A 16216-nucleotide genomic window follows, 5' to 3' on the forward strand; every position below is an offset into this window, starting at 1 on the left:
TGTCGAGGCTACTTGCCCTCGTCCTTGACCGGGTTGCCGTTCGCGTCCAGCTTGGCGTTGAGGCCCGCTTCCTGACGCTGCTGCGGCGTGATCGGGGTCGGCGCGTCGGTCAGCGGGTCGACGCCGCCGCCCGACTTCGGGAACGCGATGACCTCGCGGATCGAGTCCACCCCGGCCAGCAGCGCGGTGATGCGGTCCCAGCCGAAGGCGATGCCGCCCATCGGCGGGGCGCCGTAGGAGAAGGCGTCGAGCAGGAAGCCGAACTTCTCCTGCGCCTCGGCCTCGCCGATGCCCATCACCTGGAACACCCGCTCCTGCACGTCGCGGCGGTGGATACGGATCGAGCCGCCGCCGATCTCGTTGCCATTGCAGACGATGTCGTAGGCGTAGGCCAGCGCCGACGCCGGATCGGTGTCGAAGGTGTCCTGGTGCTCGGGCTTGGGCGAGGTGAAGGCGTGGTGCACGGCGGTCCAGGCCGAATAGCCCAGGGCCACATCGCCGCTCGCGGTGGCGTCGGCGGTCGGCTCGAACATCGGGGCGTCCACGATCCAGACGAACGCCCAGGCGTTCTCGTCGATGAGACCGCACTTGCGGGCGATCTCGCCGCGGGCCGCGCCCAGCAGCGCCCGGCTCGACTTCTGCTCACCGGCGGCGAAGAAGACGCAGTCGCCCGGCTCGGCGCCGACCTGCTTGGCCAGGCCCTCACGCTCGGCGTCGGTCAGGTTCTTGGCGACCGGGCCGCCGAGGGTGCCGTCCTCGTTGAAGGTGATGTACGCCAGGCCCTTGGCGCCGCGCTGCTTGGCCCACTCCTGCCAGGCGTCGAACTGGCGACGCGGCTGCGAGGCGCCGCCCGGCATGACCACCGCACCGACATAAGGAGCCTGGAACACGCGGAAGGACGTGTCCTCGAAATACTCCATCATCTCGGTGATCTCGACCTCGAAGCGCAGGTCGGGCTTGTCCGAGCCGTAGCGGCGCATGGCCTCGGCGTAGGTCATGTGCGGGATCGGGGTCGGGATGTCGTAGCCGACCAGCTTCCACAGCGCGGCGAGGATGTCCTCGGCCAGCAGGATGACGTCCTCCTGCTCGACGAAGCTCATCTCGATGTCGAGCTGGGTGAACTCCGGCTGACGGTCGGCGCGGAAGTCCTCGTCGCGGTAGCAGCGCGCGATCTGGAAGTAGCGCTCGATGCCGCCGACCATGAGCAGCTGCTTGAACAGCTGCGGCGACTGCGGCAGGGCGTAGAACTTGCCAGGCGCCAGGCGGGCCGGAACCAGGAAGTCGCGCGCGCCTTCGGGGGTGGAGCGGGTCATGGTCGGGGTCTCGACCTCGATGAAGGCGTGCTTGGCCAGCACCTCGCGGGCGGCGGAGTTCACCTTCGAGCGCAGGCGGATCGCGTGGGCCGGGCCCTCGCGGCGCAGGTCCAGGTAGCGGTACTTGAGGCGGGCTTCCTCACCCGGCTCGTCGTCGAGCTGGAACGGCAGCGGCGCGGCCTCGTTGAGCACCTCGAGCGCGGTCACGTTGACCTCGATGGCGCCCGTCGGCAGGTTCGGGTTCTCGCTGCCTTCGGGACGGTTCTCGACCACGCCGGTGATCTTCACGACGAACTCGTTGCGCAGCTTGTGGGCGGCCGCCGCGGGCTCGCCTTCACGGAAGACGGCCTGGGCCACACCCGAAGCATCACGCAGATCGATGAAGATCACGCCACCGTGGTCTCGCCGCCGGGCCACCCAGCCGGTGAGGGTGACGGTCTGACCGGCGTGCTCGCTTCGCAGCGAACCAGCCAAGTGGGTGCGCAGCACGGGATTCCTTTCGACGGGACTCGAAGCACCGGTGCGGGTGACCAGGTGCAGACCCATCGTAGAGAGACACGTGCGGCGAGTGGAAACCGATATCCGCTCGCCCGTGTCAGAGTGATACGCATGACCTTCAACGAGGGCCTGCAAATAGACCCGAACCGGGTGAGTGGCGGCGGTGGACCCGGTCTGGGCGGCGGCCTGGCTCTCGGTGGTGGCGCGCTGGGCATCATCGCACTGATCGCGTCCCTGCTGCTCGGCGGCGATCCTGGCAGCATCCTGGGCCAATTCACGGGCGCGGATTCGAACTCCAAGTCCGGGGCCGCAACGACCCCCGATCATTGCAAGACCGGTGCGGACGCCAACAAGTACGTGGACTGCCGGGTCATCGCCACCGTCCAGAGCCTGGACAATGTGTGGGGCACCGAGCTACCCAAGCAGACCGGCCGCAAATACGTGGCCCCGAAGGTGACGCTGTTCTCCGGCGCGGTGAACACCGCCTGCGGGCGCGCGTCCTCGGCGGTGGGCCCGTTCTACTGCCCGGCCGACCAGACCGCCTACTTCGACACCAGCTTCTTCCAGGAACTGGTCGACCGCTTCGGCTCCAGCGGCGGGCCCCTGGCCCAGGAGTACGTGGTCGCCCACGAGTTCGGCCACCACATCCAGAACCTGCTCGGCGACATCAACAAGGCCCAGCGCGACCCCAAGGGCCCGACCTCCGGCGCGGTCCGCACCGAGCTGCAGGCCGACTGCTACGCCGGCGTCTGGGCCGCCTACGCCGACAAGCTGCCCGCCCCCGGCGGCGGCCAGCCCTTCCTGAAGCCGCTGACCGACAACGACATTCGCGACGCGCTCTCCGCCGCCTCCGCCGTCGGCGACGACCGCATCCAGAAGGCCGCCACCGGCCGCGTCAACCCCGAGGCCTGGACCCACGGTTCCTCGGTGGAACGCCAGAAGTGGTTCCTCACCGGCTACAAGACCGGCCAGGTCAAGGCCTGCGACACCTACTCCGCCCAGGACCTCGGCAACCCGCCCGCCCTGCGCTGATCCCTCCCCCGACCCGAAGGCCCCGTCCGCATTGGACGGGGCCCTCACCATTTCCCGACCCGGACGCCCGATGTCGGTGTGCCACTCGATGACCGGTCCGGCGCGACCACCAGGGACCTCGCCGCGTGCGAATTCGGGCGAATCCCGCGAGCCGTGTCTCCTTCCGGTGCGGCGTCGGCGTGGCGCTGCGCGCCGGGATGGGCGCGGGGCAACAATCTGCGGGCGGCGGGCGCACGCTCGCCGGGGACTCGGAGGGATGCGATGGGAACGGCAGGGGTGGCGGGACGACTCGGCATGGCGGGGATCGCGGTGCGGCGGCGCGGGTGGCGGGCCGCGCTGACGGCGGCGGCGTGTGCGGTGTTGCTCACGGGCGCGGGCGGATTCGCGGGGGTGCGACCGGCGGCGGCCGCTCCCCCGGCGCTGTTCACGCTCACCGCCCTGCCCGCGGGCTGGCAGACCCGGACCGATCTGCGGCCCTCACTCGAGGTGCAGCCGGACGGGCGCGCGGTGAAGCGGTCCGATCCCACCGCGCAGCCGGTCGACGGGAAGGTGCCCGCCGATGTCCTGAGCGCGGCGGCGACCGAGATGAAGGCGCTGGTCACCGCCGATATGGGGACCCCCGAGGCCACCGACAAGGGCACCTCGATCATCGATTACATGCCCGAGCACCGCGACCAGGATCTGCATCTGATCGTGTACGCGCCCGAGATCACCGACGGCCTCAGTGACGAGCAGAAGGCGTCCCGCAAGCGCTTCGACGATCTGTTCCAGCGCCTGCTGAACGCCTTCACTCCGGCCCGATAACTCAGCCGACCGTCCAGGTTTCGTTGCCGGTGAGCAACTCCTGCAAGGAGTTCGGGCTCACCGGTTTGCGTTCGACGGCGGTGCCGAGCTGCGCGCGGACGCCGTCGTCGTAGGTGGGGCGGGAGACGCTGCGGAAGACGCCGGTCACCACGTGGGTGAGGTCCTGGTCGGACAGCCGCGACAGGGCGTAGGCGTATTCGGGCTGGTCGGTGTAGGCGTCGTGCACCACGATGTCGGAGTCGGGGATGCTGTCGGCGCGCGCCACCTTCAGGCCGAAACCGTCACGGACCACGGCGAATTCATCGTCCGCGCCGAAACGGATGGGTTGGCCGTGCCGCAGCCGGACCAGATGCGATTCGGCGTTCTCGCGGCGCAGCGCGTCGAAGGAGCCGTCGTTGAAGATCGGGCAGTCCTGCAGGATCTCCACGAACGCGGTGCCGCGGTGTTCGGCGGCGGCCCGCAGCACCTCAGTCAGCCCGGCCCGGTCGGAGTCCAGGGCCCGGGCCGCGAAGGTGGCCTCCGCGCCCAGCGCCACCGACAGGGTGTTGAACGGGTGGTCGATCGAGCCCATCGGGGTGGACTTGGTGACCTTGCCGGTCTCCGAGGTCGGCGAGTACTGGCCCTTGGTGAGGCCGTAGATCCGGTTGTTGAACAACAGGATCGTCATGTTCACATTGCGGCGCAGGGCGTGGATGAGGTGGTTGCCGCCGATGGAGAGCGCGTCACCGTCGCCGGTCACCACCCAGACCGACAGGTCGGGCCGGGTGACCGCCATCCCCGTGGCGATGGCCGGGGCGCGGCCGTGGATGGAGTGGATCCCGTACGCCTCCAGGTAGTACGGGAACCGGCTCGAGCAGCCGATGCCGGAGACGAACATGAGGTTCTCGCGCTCGAGGCCCAGCTCGGCCAGGAACCCGCGCACGGTGGCGAGGATGACGTAGTCGCCGCAGCCCGGGCACCAGCGCACCTCCTGATCGGAGGTGTAGTCCTTGGCCTTCTGCGGGCCCGCCGCCCGCGGCACCCCGGCCAGTCCGGTGAGGCCCAGATCGGCGCCCACGACCAGGTTTTCGAGAATGGTCATCACTTGCCCCCTGGATTGCGGTAGGTCGCGCGCGCCCGTGCGGCGAAGGCCTTGTCCTGTTCCATCTCCGCGATGGAGCCGTCCAGGGCCGCGTCGATCACGCCGACCAGTTCCTGTGCTTGGAAGGCGGTGCCGGCCACCTTGGTCCACGGCTGCACGTCGACCAGGTAGCGGGCGCGCAGCAGCATGGCCAGCTGGCCGCCGTTCATCTCCGGGCAGACCACGGTGCGGTAGCGGCGCAGCACCTCACCGAGGTTGGGCGGGAAGGGATTCAGATGCCGCAGGTGCGCCTGCGCCACCGGCACCCCGCGCCGGCGCGCCCGCCGGCAGGCCTCGCCGATCGGACCGTAGGAACTGCCCCACCCGATGAGCAGCAGTTCGGCGTGGCCGCCGGGATCGTCCACCAGCAGGTCGGGCACCGCGATGCCGTCGATCTTGGCCTGCCGCAACCGCACCATGAGTTCGTGATTGGCCGGTTCGTAGGAGATATTGCCGCTGCCGTCGGCCTTCTCGAGCCCGCCGATGCGGTGCGCGCGGCCCACGGTGCCGGGCACCGCCAGCGGCCGGGCCAGGGTCTCGGGATCGCGCGCGTAGGGCTGGAACGAATCGTCCTGCGCGCCCGCGGGTTCGAAGGCCGGGTCGATCGGGGCGAGCTGATCGACACGCGGAATCGCCCACGGCTCGGAACCATTGGCGATGGAACCGTCCGACAGCAGCAGCACCGGCGTGCGATAGGTGAGGGCGATGCGGGCGGCCTCCACGGCGGCGTCGAAGCAGTCCGCGGGCGAGCGCGGCGCGACCACGGGCACCGGGGATTCGCCATTGCGCCCGTAGAGCGCCTGCAGCAGATCGGCCTGTTCGGTCTTGGTGGGCAGACCGGTGGACGGGCCGCCGCGCTGCACGTCGATGATCACCAGCGGCAGTTCGGTCATGACAGCCAGGCCGATGGTCTCGCTTTTGAGCGCCAGGCCGGGGCCGGACGTACTGGTCACCCCGAGCGCCCCGCCCAGAGAGGCCCCCAGGGCCGCGCCGATTCCGGCGATCTCGTCCTCGGCCTGGAAGGTGGTGACGCCGAAGTTCTTGTGCTTGCTCAGTTCGTGCAGGATGTCCGAGGCCGGGGTGATCGGGTAGGTACCCAGGAAGACCGGCAGCCCGGACAACTGCCCGGCGGTGACGATGCCGTAGGCGAGCGCGGTGTTGCCGGTGATCTGCCGGTAGGTGCCCGCCGGGAGCGTCGCGGGGGCCACCTCGTAGGTGGTGGCGAACGCCTCGGTGGTTTCGCCGTAATTCCACCCTGTCCGAAATGCGAGGATATTTGCTTCGGCGACATCGGGCGTGGCGGCGAATTTCTCCCGCATGAACTGTTCGGTACCGCCGATGGGCCGCCCGTACATCCAGGACAGCAAGCCGAGCGCGAACATATTCTTCGCGCGCTGCCCATCCTTTTTACCCACACCGGTCGGTTCGGTTGCACCGAGCGTCAAGGACGTCATCGGCACCCGGTGCACGACAAAATCGGTCAGGGTGTCATCGGTGAGCGGATCCCCCGCGTATCCGACCTTCGCCAGTGCGCGTTTGGTGAATTCGTCCGTATTGACGATCACCGTCGCCCCGCGCGCCAAATCCTCCAGATTCGCCTTCAGCGCAGCGGGATTCATCGCGACCAGCACGTCGGGCTGGTCACCGGCGGTCAGGATGTCGTAGTCCGCGATCTGAATCTGAAACGACGACACACCGGGCAGCGTGCCCTGGGGTGCGCGGATCTCGGCGGGGAAATTCGGTTGGGTGGCAAGATCATTGCCGAATGCGGCGGCCTCGTGGGTGAACCGGTCACCGGTGAGCTGCATGCCGTCACCGGAGTCGCCCGCGAAGCGGATGACGACCCGTTCCAGTTTCTCCACCGCCAATTTCCCTGAGCCGTCACCGTTTCCGGCCGCCGCAGAGTCGTCATGCTGCACGGTGTCCTTTGCCTGAGCCATGCGCGTGCATCACTTCCTCGTCAGATGTGAGGTACCAACGCCAAACTACTCCGCAATATTCGCGACACACCCGTGAAGCGCAATGGTTTCGATCAAAAGAACCGCCGTCAGGCGAACAACGCCAACTGCGGGTCGGGCGTGTGCGATTCGGCGGCGCGAACCTCGGGCTCGGCCGGTCGATCACGGTTCAAACGGTGTTTCTCCAGCAGCGGCTCGATGCGACCGCGTAGCCACGCAGAATACTCCGGTGTCACCGAAGTTCCCCGACCATACAGTTGCCGGTAGCGGCGCAACAGCGCCGGGTGGGCCTCGGCCAGCCAGGCCAGGAACCAGCCGCGAGTGGACCCGCGCAGATGCATGGGGAACGCCGTGACACGGGCGGCCCCGGCCTCGGCGATGGCGGCGAAGAGCGCGTCCAGATGCGCCTGGGAGTCGGTGAGGTACGGAATCACCGGAGCCACCATGACATTCACGGCGAATCCGGCATCCGACAGCGCGCGCACCAGTTCCAGCCGCGCCCGCGGCGACGGCGTGCCGGGCTCGAGCCCGCGATGCAGTTCCTCGTCCAGGATGGCGATCGACACCGCGAGCTCCACCGGTACCTGCCCGGCGGCCTCGACCAGCAGCGGCAGGTCCCGCCGCAGCAGGGTGCCCTTGGTGAGGATGGAGAATCCGGTCCCGGATTCGGCGAGCGCGGTGATGATGCCCGGCATCAGCCGATAGCGGCCCTCGGCGCGCTGATACGGATCGGTATTGGTGCCCAGCGCGACCTGTTCGCGCCGCCAGGACCGTTTGTGCAGCTCACGCCGCAGGATCGGGACGACATTGGTCTTGACCACGATCTGGGAGTCGAAGTCGGCGCCCGCGTCCAAATCCAGGTACTCGTGCGTGCCGCGGGCGAAGCAGTAGCGGCACGCGTGCGAGCACCCGCGCATGGGGTTGATGGTCCAGCTGAACGGGAGGGTGCCGCTGTCGGGCACCCGGTTCAGCGCACTCTTGCAGAGCACCTCATGGAACGTGATGCCCTCGAACTCGGGTGTCTGTACGCTGCGTACGAAACCCGCACGTTCGAGGCCGGGGAGCGCGCCGTCATCGGCGCCGAGGGTTTGCCTTTGCCAACGCACCACCCCAGTCGAACATGTGTTCTAACGAGTGTCAAGCAATCTTCTGCGTGTCGGCCTCGATCGGCTGCCCGTTGTAGAAGGCGACCAGGTCCCGGATGGTCTGCTCGGCGGGCCGCGGACGGTAGCCGAGTTCCTCGGTGGCCTTGGTGTGCTCGACGATCGGGGCGGCCAGCAGCGCGCCCATGGCGGCCTTGGAGATGCGGTCGCTGCCGAAGGCCTTGGCCACCGGCTCCATGACCGGCATGCAGGCGTTGATCACCTTGGCCGGGATGGCGAAGGCGGGCTTCATCTTCCCGTTGACCTCCGCGGCGGTGCGGGTGGCCTGGAACATATCGGTGAAGTGGCCGCCGAGCAGGTAGTTCTCGCCGGTGCGGCCGCGCTCGCCGGCCAGGACCAGGCCGGTGGCGACGTCACGCACGTCGACCAGGTCGAAGCCGCCGCTGATCATGACCGGCACGCGGCCGCGCGCGGCGTCCCACAGCGTGGTGTTGATGCGCGAGGCGGTGTTGTCGATCGGGCCGTACACACCGGTCGGGTTGCAGATGACCGCGTCCAGGCCCTTGTCGATGACCGAGCGCAGCTCGATCTCGCCCTGCCACTTGGACCGGTCGTACACCGGCAGATCCGGGTCGATCGACCGCGGCGAGCGCTCGTTGATGACGCCGCCGCAGGAGTACTGGTTGAACGCGTGGATGGAGCTGGTGTGCACCATGCGGCGCGCGCCGACCTCGAGCGCGGCCTCGGCGACGACGCGCACACCCTCGGTGTTGACCCGCCAGGCGACATCGTTCTTGTGGGCCAGGGTGATCAGCGCGACCAGGTGGTAGATCACCTCGGCGCCGTCGAGCGCGGACCGCATCGAGACCGGATCCAGCACGTCACCGTTCACCCAGGTCACCCCGGGCTGGGTGGCACCGGCGACCCGGTCGATGGCGGTGACCTCGTGACCGCGATCAGTAAGCAGGCGAAGCAAATTGGTGCCAAGGAACCCGGCAGCGCCGGTGACTGCGACCTTCATGGTCAGAAGAATATAGAACTTGTTCTAATTTGCAAGAACGGTCACATTACGGCCCGCTTGCGGACCGGATCACAGCCGCGCGCGGACGCCGGGCCGGTACGGCGACGGCCGACACGCCGAAGCGGCGACGCCGACGTGCCGGAGCGGCCGCGGACGCCACGCCGGGCTGGACGCTCGAGGGGTTATATTCGGCTCCCGCATGTCCACGACGCTAGGGGGGTCCTGACATGGCCGATCTTTCGGTCGACACGGGTGCGGTCCGCGCCTTCGCCGCCACCCAGGACGGCATCGCCACCGACATCGCAGCCCAGGGCGGTCTGGACACCGTCACCCACGTCGCGGCCATGGCCCCGGTCTTCGGACTCATCGGCGCGGACTTCCTGGCCGGTTACGCCGTCGCCGAACTCCTGCACGACCGCGATATCAACGCCCTCTCCGGCCGCTTCGCCGAGCTCGGCCAGGCGGCCTTCGGATCGGCGGCCACCTACGAGAGCACCGACGCCGACTTCGCTGGCGGGCTCGGCGCGGCCACCGGACAGATCGGCGACCAGGCATGACGCCGCTCGACTCGGGCGTCATCGGAGTCGGCCCGGCGGGTCCGGACCCCGGCGCGATGGGAACGCGGCGCGTGAACGTCGTCTCACCCGGCCCGATTCCGGAGCTCGCAGTCGGCGTGCTGCCACTGCCCGCCGATCCGGCCGGCGATCCGATGAAGTGTTCGGCGCTGCCCGCGATTCCGGGGCTGGACGCACTGTTCGCGCCGTTCCTGCAGCTGTTGCAAGCGTTCGGCACCGGGGTGCTGGGCCAGCTGAATCCGACCACGGTGCTGAGCACCGGGTCGAAGGTCATCGAGTCCGCGGTGCAAGTGGGCGGCGGGGCGCTGACCACAGTCGAATCCCTGTGGCAGGGAAAGGCTTCCCAGGGCGCGCAGGAGTCGGGCCGGCAGGCCCGGGATCACGGGCAGGAGACCGCCCAGCGCGGTTTCGAGCTGTCGGCGATCACCGATCAGGCCGCGGCCGTGGTGCAGCGCGGCAATATCCAGCTCACCGCCATCGCGCAGGCCTTCGCCACGGAGGCCACCGCGCTGGCCCCGCTGATCCTGACCCCGCTCGGCCAGACGACGCTGATCGCCTCGGCCACCCGGCATCTCGGGGAGGCGGTGACGGTCGTGAACACCACCCGCGGTGAGCTGTCGGTCTGCACCGCACGGGTGCAGGGACTGATCGGGCAGCTGGCAGGGCAGGGCGGCGGCCCGAGTCCGGAGGAGGTCGCCCAGGCCCTGGCGCGGAATGTGGGCCGGCCGATTCTGGAGCAGGCCGCGAGGTTGCTCGAAAGCGGTGCGCAGGCAGCGACTTCCACGCTCGGCGATCCCACCGGACCGGATCTCTCGGGCGGGCTGCCGGACACCTCCGCAGCCGGTATCGGCGGTGGGGGTGGCAGCCTCGGAAGTAGCGGTGGCGGTCTCGGCGGTGGTTTGTCAGCGGCTCCCGGCGGACCGGGTTCGTCGATTCCGGGCGGCAAGGCAACCGATCCCGCGAATCCGTTCGGCGTGGGCGCGGCCGGTGTCCCCAGCCTGGCCGGACCAGCGGGTTCAGGCTTCGTGGGCGCGCCCGCCGCGGCGGGTGCGGGCAAAGGCGCGGGCGACGCACAGCACGGCCGGACGGTGCAGCCGCACCGAAGTCCCACGGCCGACAGCGAACTCACCGGCAATCTGGGCGCCTTCGCCCCGGGCGTGATCGGCGATGCCGGGGATCCGGCCGATGCCGCCGAGCCCGATCAGCTCTGAGGCAACCCGATCACTCCGGAAAAGGGTGATGCCGCGGTGATCTGGACGGGTACCCAGACCACCGCGGCATCGGTGGAGACCGAAAGCGGATGTACACCCCGCGGGCTCGGCCACCGTTTCAGGGCGCGCTCGCGCACGCCGCGGTGGGTTACACCGCGGTCGGGCGCGCCTGCGCGTCGACTCCGCCGTCGATGACGAACTGGGAACCGTGGATGAATCCGGCCTGCGGACCCATGAGGTAGGCGATGAGCGAGGCGATCTCCTCGGCGCGGCCGTTGCGGCCGATCGGGGAGACGAAGTTGCGGATGGCGTCGCCGTAGCGCGGGTCGTCGAGCCCGGCCTGCAGCAGCGGGGTGTCGACGCTGCCGGGGGCGACGGTGTTGAGGCGGACGCCGGCGGCGCCCCACTCGACGGCGCGCTCGCGCACGGCGACGGTGACGGCGTTCTTGGAGGCGGCGTAGGCGTAGCTGCCCGCGTAGTCCCCGGCCTGGGCGAAGGCCTCGGCCTCGGCGCCGGTGGCGATCGGGTTGTCCTCCCACTTGATGTGGGTGGAGGCGACGGACGAAACCACCACGGCCGCAGGGTTTTCGCCCTTGGTGAGGGCGGGCAGCAGGGCGTCGAGCAGGGCGACGGTGGCCCGGTAGTTGATCTCCACCACCAGGTTGGGGTCGGGCACCTGGGGGCCGACGCCGGCGCAGAGGATCAGGCCGTCGAGGCTGCCGCCGGAGCGTTCGAGCACCGCTTCGACCGCGGCGTTGCGGGCGTCGGCATCGGTGAGGTCCACGGTGATGTCCGCGTTGCGCAGGTCGATGCCGATGATGTCGTGCCCGGCGGCACGCAGGGCGGCGGCGGTGGCCGCGCCGATGCCGGAACCGGAGCCGGTGATGGCGATGGTCATGCGGCGATTAGAACAAGAGGCAGAACAATCCAGCAAGCCCCGGCCGCGGATCATCTCGGCTACCGGGACGACAGCGGCGGGGCGTCCGGCGGGTGGGTTGACTGTCCGGATCGTCCCGGAACTGATGCCTTTTGGCGAAGGTGGCGCTAGCATCAGTCGCAAAACTAGAATCGGTTCTAGTTTTTTGGCACTGCTCACTGTCGAGAGGACGATCGATGCGCTTCACCTACGCGGAGGCGATGACCAACCCGGATTACTACATCCCCCTCGCTCAGGCTGCCGAAGCCGCCGGGTTCCACAGCATCACCGTGGCCGACAGCATCGCCTACCCGGCCGAGTCGGATTCGAAGTATCCCTACACCGCGGACGGCAATCGCGAGTTCCTCGACGGGAAGCCGTTCATCGAGACCTTCGTGCTGTCGGCGGCCATCGCGGCGGCCACCACCACGCTGCGTCAGACCCCGTTCGTGCTCAAGCTGCCGATCCGCCCGCCGGTGCTGGTCGCCAAGCAGGCCAGCTCGCTGGCCCGGCTGAGCAACAACCGCTTCGCGCTCGGCGTGGGCATCAGCCCGTGGCCGGAGGACTTCCAGATCATGGGCGTCCCGTTCGAGAAGCGCGGTAAGCGCATCGACGAGTGCATCGAGATCGTGCGCGGTCTGTCGACCGGTGAGTACTTCGAGTACCACGGCGAGTTCTACGACATCCCGAAGATCAAGCTCACCCCCGCCCCCACCGAGCCGCTGCCGATCCTGCTCGGCGGCCACAGCGACGCCGCGCTGCGCCGCGCGGTCCGCCTGTGCGACGGCTGGATGCACGCCGGCGGCAATGCCGAGGAGCTGGACAAGTACCTGGCCCGGATCAACGAGCTGCGCGCCGAGCGGGACCACAAGGGCGACTTCGAGATCCACGCGGTCTCCTACGACGGCTACACCCCCGACGGGGTCAAGCGCTGCGAGGAGAAGGGCATCACCGACCTGATCGTCGGTTTCCGCAACTCCTACGCCAAGGAGCAGGACACCGAGACCCTGGAAGAGAAGATCACCAAGATCAAGTGGTACGGCGACAACGTGATCGCCAAGCTGAGCTGAACTCTCCCGCTCGACGGGGGCTGATCACGCCTTCTTCGCGAAGCCCAGGTCGATCACGGCGTCGCGTTCGCCGACCAGTTCGGCGACGCTGTGATCGATTCGGGTGCGGGCGAATTCGCCGATCTCCAGGTCCGGCACGATGGTGTACTCGCCGTCGGCGCAGGTCACCGGGAACGAACTGATCAGTCCCTCGGGCACGCCGTAGGAGCCGTCCGAGGGCACGGCCATCGAGGTCCAGTCGCCGGCAGCGGTGCCCAGCACCCAGTCGTGGATGTGGTCGATGGCGGCGCTGGCCGCGCTCGCCGCCGAGGACGCGCCGCGCGCGGCGATGATGGCGGTGCCGCGCTGCTGGACGGTGGGCACGAAATCACCGGTCACCCAGGCGGGATCGTCGATGACGGTGAGCGCGTCGCGGCCGCCGACGGTGGCGTGCGCCAGGTCGGGGTACTGGGTCGCGGAGTGGTTGCCCCACACCGTGATCCGCGCGATGTCGGCGGCCGCGGCCCCGGTCTTCGCGGCCACCTGCGCGATCGCGCGATTGTGGTCGAGGCGGGTGAGGGCCGTGAACCGCTCGGCGGGAACGTCGGGGGCGTTGTTCATGGCGATGTAGGCGTTGGTGTTGGCCGGGTTCCCGACCACCAGCACCCGGACGTCGTCGGCGGCGTTGGCATTGATGGCCGCGCCTTGATCGGTGAAGATCGGGCCATTGGCGGCCAGCAGGTCGGCGCGCTCCATCCCCGCGCTGCGCGGCCGCGACCCCACCAGAACGGCGATGTTGGCGCCCTCGAATCCGAGCCACGGGTCGTCGGCGATGTCGATTCCGGCCAGCAGCGGGAACGCGCCGTCCTCGAGTTCCATCGCGACGCCCTCGAGCGATCCGACGGCGGCGGGAATCTCGAGCAGCCGCAGGCGCACCGGCGTGGACTCCCCGAGCAGGGCTCCGGAGGCGATGCGGAAGAGCATGCCGTAGGCGATCTGCCCGGCGGCTCCGGTCACGGTGACGGTCACTGGCGCAACATTGCTCACGGCGATCTCCTCGCGATAGCGGCTGATCTCTCCCCGAGCCTATCGACGCTCACATCGCGCGAACCCCGGCCGTGAGCAAGGGAACATCACTCGGGAAACCGCATCACACGCCGCCGGCGAGACCGAACCGCACGTCGGCGTGGGGACAGCGCCGAGCATTGTTCCCCGCGACAGGCACCTGACACAGGTGGCACCCGAACCGGCGCGAAGGCTCCTGCGAACGGGAGCGCTCTCTTGCGAATAGCAGCGCAGAAGCCGGTCAGCGCGCCAGGTCGGCGATATCGGAGTCGGCGAGGACGATCGTCCCGGCTTCGTCGCGAGCGCGGACCAGCCGGACAGCACGGTAGAGCGGGCGTTCCTCGGCATTGGCGTCGCGGGCCTCGGCGCGCAGTTGCTGGACCAGCATCCCGGAGATGGCCAGGGCGGCGGCGAGCGGGCATCCGGCCAGCGCGTCGGCGAGTTTGCGCAGGCCCAGGATGTGGAGTTCGCGGCCGCTGCCGGAGTCGCTGTAGATGGCCAACGGCACGATCTGGGTGTCGGGGCCCACGGTGACGCGCAGCACGATGCGGCTGATCTTGCCGGGGTGGACGACGATCTCCACGGCGGCGGCCGCGGCCAGGTCGAGGTGGCGTTCCCCGCGCCAGGTGCGGGCGTGGATGACGGTGCCGGACACGGTGATCCGGCGGCGTTGCACGGCCATGGCGTACAGGGCGGTCGGTGCGCCCAGGACCAGACCGGCCGCGAGGGCGGTCGGCCAGTGCACGAACAGCGCCATCAGCAGGCCGACCCCGATGCCGATGCCGAGCGCGGCCAGGGTGAGTTTGCGCAGCGCGGGGGCCAGCAGTTCGGGGGCGATCAGGTCGAGGCCGACCTCGCCGGATCCCGGCGTCGATTCATGAGTCACAGGAGTGCATTCGTCCAGGTATCGAGGGGTCGCGCGTACCGGCGGCACGCACGGCCCGGTGCGGTATATCAGCAGGCCTTAACCCAATACCCCGATTCGCACCCGCCCACTCGCGTATTGGGTTCGGCGTTCCCGAGGCCGTAACAAACCGACCGCGCCTACGCGGGTACCCGGGGTCAGCGACTCCTGACCCCGGGACCGGCGTACGCGATCAATCCTGTTCGCCCGCAAGGGCGGCCGCGACCTGGGCGACGGCCTCGTCCAGCGGGATCTGCCGCTGTTCGCCGCTGCCGAGGTCCTTGAGCCCGATCTCGCCGTCGGCAACCTCGCGGTCACCCAGGACCAGCGCGAGCCGGGCGCCGGACTTGTCGGCGGCCTTCATCGCGCCCTTCATACCGCGCCCGCCGTAGGCGAGGTCGACGCGGATCCCGGCCTTGCGCAGGTCGGCGGCCAGCACCACCAGGCGCTGCTTGGCGACGTCGCCGAGCGGGATGCCGAAGACCTGCACGCGCGGCCCGTCGACGGCGGTCTTGCCCTCGGCCTCGAGCGCGAGCACGGTGCGGTCGACGCCGATGCCGTAGCCGATGCCCGACAGCGCCTGCCCGCCGAGTTCGGCCATCAGCCCGTCGTAGCGGCCGCCGCCGCCGATGCCCGATTGCGCGCCGAGTCCATCGTGCACGAATTCGAAGGTGGTCTTGGTGTAGTAGTCGAGCCCGCGCACCATGCGCGGGTTGACCACGTACGGCACGCCGAGCGCGTCGAGGTAGCCGAGCACCTGCTCGAAGTGGGTCTTGGCGGACTCCGACAGGTGGTCGATCATGAGCGGCGCGTCCGCGGTCATCTCCTTGACCTCGGGACGCTTGTCATCGAGCACGCGCAGCGGGTTGATCAGCGCGCGGCGGCGGGTCTCCTCGTCGAGCGGGAGCTTCATGAGGAATTCCTGCAGCAGTTCCCGGTACTGCGGGCGGCAGGTCTCGTCGCCGAGCGAGGTGATCTCGAGCCGGAAGCCGGTCAGGCCCAGGTTGCGGAACCCGGCGTCGGCGATGGCGATCACCTCGGCGTCCAGGGCCGGGTCGTCGATGCCGATGGCCTCCACGCCGACCTGCTGCAGCTGCCGGTAGCGGCCCTTCTGCGGGCGCTCGTAGCGGAAGAAGGGTCCGGCGTAGCAGAGCTTGACCGGCAGCGGGCCGCGGTCGAGGCCGTTCTGGATGACCGCGCGCATGACGCCCGCGGTGCCCTCGGGGCGCAGGGTGAAGCTCTCGCCGTTGCGGTCGGCGAAGGTCCACATCTCCTTGGAGACGACGTCGGTCGACTCCCCCACACCGCGCGCGAACAGGGCGGTCTCTTCGAAAACCGGCAGCTCGACATGCCCGTATCCGGCCAGTCGCGCGGTCTCCACCAGTCCGTCACGGACGGCGGCGAACTCCGCGGAGGTGGGGGGCAGGTAGTCGGGGACCCCCCTCGGGGCACTGAAGCTGCTGGTCTTGGTCACGATTGTCAAGTTTCCACCACGGCCGCGCGCCAAGTCCAACCGGTTACCGGCCCGGCCCTCATATGTAGGTTTTTCTCAGCGAATGCAGGTAATGTCTGCCGCGGCCGCTGGGCTGACGGGCTCGTTCGTGCTGACGGCCCCTGTCTGTGCAGACATCAGATACCGACCGTTCA

General features: G+C 69.3%; 14 protein-coding genes. 5 read left to right on the top strand and 9 right to left on the bottom strand.

Annotated features, from left to right (window positions below; all coding sequences use genetic code 11):
• Positions 1–8 precede the first annotated feature (8 nt).
• Positions 9–1802 carry an aspartate--tRNA ligase gene (gene aspS / locus ABZ382_RS03735; protein WP_357084033.1) on the bottom strand — a complete coding sequence of 598 codons (1794 nt, stop codon included), beginning with the start codon at positions 1800–1802 and terminating at the stop codon, positions 9–11.
• A 120-nt stretch (positions 1803–1922) separates the two neighbouring features.
• Here aspS and ABZ382_RS03740 point away from each other — a divergent pair, with 120 nt between their 5' ends.
• Together ABZ382_RS03740 and ABZ382_RS03745 are read left to right on the top strand one after the other, a co-directional pair.
• Complete coding sequence (locus tag ABZ382_RS03740) at positions 1923–2843, top strand: neutral zinc metallopeptidase (RefSeq protein WP_357083442.1); 921 nt, start codon at positions 1923–1925, stop codon at positions 2841–2843.
• 261 nt (positions 2844–3104) lie between these two features.
• A complete protein-coding gene (locus ABZ382_RS03745) occupies positions 3105–3647 on the top strand; it encodes a hypothetical protein (protein WP_357083447.1) in 543 nt (180 codons plus the stop codon).
• Position 3648: 1 nt separating this feature from the next.
• Here ABZ382_RS03745 and ABZ382_RS03750 read toward each other — a convergent pair whose 3' ends face one another.
• From ABZ382_RS03750 to ABZ382_RS03765, 4 genes are all read right to left on the bottom strand, one after another.
• Positions 3649–4728: a 2-oxoacid:ferredoxin oxidoreductase subunit beta gene (locus tag ABZ382_RS03750; RefSeq protein ID WP_357083450.1), complete on the bottom strand. Its 1080-nt coding sequence runs from the start codon at positions 4726–4728 to the stop codon at positions 3649–3651.
• Positions 4728–6707: a 2-oxoacid:acceptor oxidoreductase subunit alpha gene (locus ABZ382_RS03755; RefSeq protein WP_357083453.1), complete on the bottom strand. Its 1980-nt coding sequence runs from the start codon at positions 6705–6707 to the stop codon at positions 4728–4730. The genes ABZ382_RS03750 and ABZ382_RS03755 overlap by 1 nt, the downstream gene beginning before the upstream one ends.
• A 107-nt stretch (positions 6708–6814) precedes the next feature.
• Positions 6815–7831, bottom strand: a complete 1017-nt coding sequence (locus ABZ382_RS03760; RefSeq protein WP_357083456.1) for an Rv2578c family radical SAM protein — start codon at positions 7829–7831, stop codon at positions 6815–6817.
• Positions 7832–7862: 31 nt separating this feature from the next.
• A complete protein-coding gene (locus ABZ382_RS03765; protein ID WP_357083459.1) occupies positions 7863–8849 on the bottom strand; it encodes an NAD-dependent epimerase/dehydratase family protein in 987 nt (328 codons plus the stop codon).
• A gap of 227 nt (positions 8850–9076) precedes the next feature.
• On the opposite strand from ABZ382_RS03765, the gene ABZ382_RS03770 reads away from it, so the two are divergent.
• Together ABZ382_RS03770 and ABZ382_RS03775 are read left to right on the top strand one after the other, a co-directional pair.
• A complete protein-coding gene (locus ABZ382_RS03770) occupies positions 9077–9406 on the top strand; it encodes a type VII secretion target (protein WP_357083462.1) in 330 nt (109 codons plus the stop codon).
• The gene (locus tag ABZ382_RS03775) at positions 9403–10635 is read left to right on the top strand and encodes a hypothetical protein (protein WP_357083465.1); all 1233 of its coding nucleotides are present in this window, start codon (positions 9403–9405) and stop codon (positions 10633–10635) included. Before ABZ382_RS03770 ends, ABZ382_RS03775 begins: the two co-directional genes overlap by 4 nt.
• A gap of 148 nt (positions 10636–10783) precedes the next feature.
• Here the strand turns inward: ABZ382_RS03775 and ABZ382_RS03780 are convergent, their stop codons facing one another.
• Positions 10784–11533, bottom strand: coding sequence for an SDR family oxidoreductase (locus ABZ382_RS03780; RefSeq protein ID WP_357083468.1), 750 nt, complete (start codon positions 11531–11533; stop codon positions 10784–10786).
• A gap of 215 nt (positions 11534–11748) precedes the next feature.
• Here ABZ382_RS03780 and ABZ382_RS03785 point away from each other — a divergent pair, with 215 nt between their 5' ends.
• Entirely contained in the window at positions 11749–12621 is an 873-nt protein-coding gene (locus tag ABZ382_RS03785) for a TIGR03619 family F420-dependent LLM class oxidoreductase (RefSeq protein ID WP_357083471.1), read from the top strand.
• Positions 12622–12645: 24 nt separating this feature from the next.
• Here the strand turns inward: ABZ382_RS03785 and ABZ382_RS03790 are convergent, their stop codons facing one another.
• The 3 genes from ABZ382_RS03790 to hisS all read right to left on the bottom strand — a co-directional run bounded on the left by ABZ382_RS03790 (position 12646) and on the right by hisS (position 16043).
• A complete protein-coding gene (locus ABZ382_RS03790; RefSeq protein WP_357083474.1) occupies positions 12646–13647 on the bottom strand; it encodes a malate dehydrogenase in 1002 nt (333 codons plus the stop codon).
• Positions 13648–13906: 259 nt separating this feature from the next.
• Positions 13907–14551 carry a hypothetical protein gene (locus tag ABZ382_RS03795; RefSeq protein ID WP_357083477.1) on the bottom strand — a complete coding sequence of 215 codons (645 nt, stop codon included), beginning with the start codon at positions 14549–14551 and terminating at the stop codon, positions 13907–13909.
• A gap of 211 nt (positions 14552–14762) precedes the next feature.
• Positions 14763–16043: a histidine--tRNA ligase gene (hisS, locus tag ABZ382_RS03800; RefSeq protein WP_357083480.1), complete on the bottom strand. Its 1281-nt coding sequence runs from the start codon at positions 16041–16043 to the stop codon at positions 14763–14765.
• Between the last annotated feature and the right edge of the window lie 173 nt (positions 16044–16216).

The sequence above is a fragment of the Nocardia sp. NPDC005825 genome (genome assembly GCF_040630175.1).
Taxonomy (GTDB): Bacteria; Actinomycetota; Actinomycetes; order Mycobacteriales; family Mycobacteriaceae; genus Nocardia.

Bases quoted from the DNA above. Each gene is read 5' to 3' on its own strand.
- ABZ382_RS03740 (WP_357083442.1), top strand. From the start codon at position 1,923: ATGACCTTCAACGAGGGCCTGCAAATAGACCCGAACCGGGTGAGTGGC.
- ABZ382_RS03745 (WP_357083447.1), top strand. From the start codon at position 3,105: ATGGGAACGGCAGGGGTGGCGGGACGACTCGGCATGGCGGGGATCGCG.
- ABZ382_RS03750 (WP_357083450.1), bottom strand. From the start codon at position 4,728: ATGACCATTCTCGAAAACCTGGTCGTGGGCGCCGATCTGGGCCTCACC.
- ABZ382_RS03755 (WP_357083453.1), bottom strand. From the start codon at position 6,707: ATGGCTCAGGCAAAGGACACCGTGCAGCATGACGACTCTGCGGCGGCC.
- ABZ382_RS03765 (WP_357083459.1), bottom strand. From the start codon at position 8,849: ATGAAGGTCGCAGTCACCGGCGCTGCCGGGTTCCTTGGCACCAATTTG.
- ABZ382_RS03770 (WP_357083462.1), top strand. From the start codon at position 9,077: ATGGCCGATCTTTCGGTCGACACGGGTGCGGTCCGCGCCTTCGCCGCC.
- ABZ382_RS03775 (WP_357083465.1), top strand. From the start codon at position 9,403: ATGACGCCGCTCGACTCGGGCGTCATCGGAGTCGGCCCGGCGGGTCCG.
- ABZ382_RS03780 (WP_357083468.1), bottom strand. From the start codon at position 11,533: ATGACCATCGCCATCACCGGCTCCGGTTCCGGCATCGGCGCGGCCACC.
- ABZ382_RS03785 (WP_357083471.1), top strand. From the start codon at position 11,749: ATGCGCTTCACCTACGCGGAGGCGATGACCAACCCGGATTACTACATC.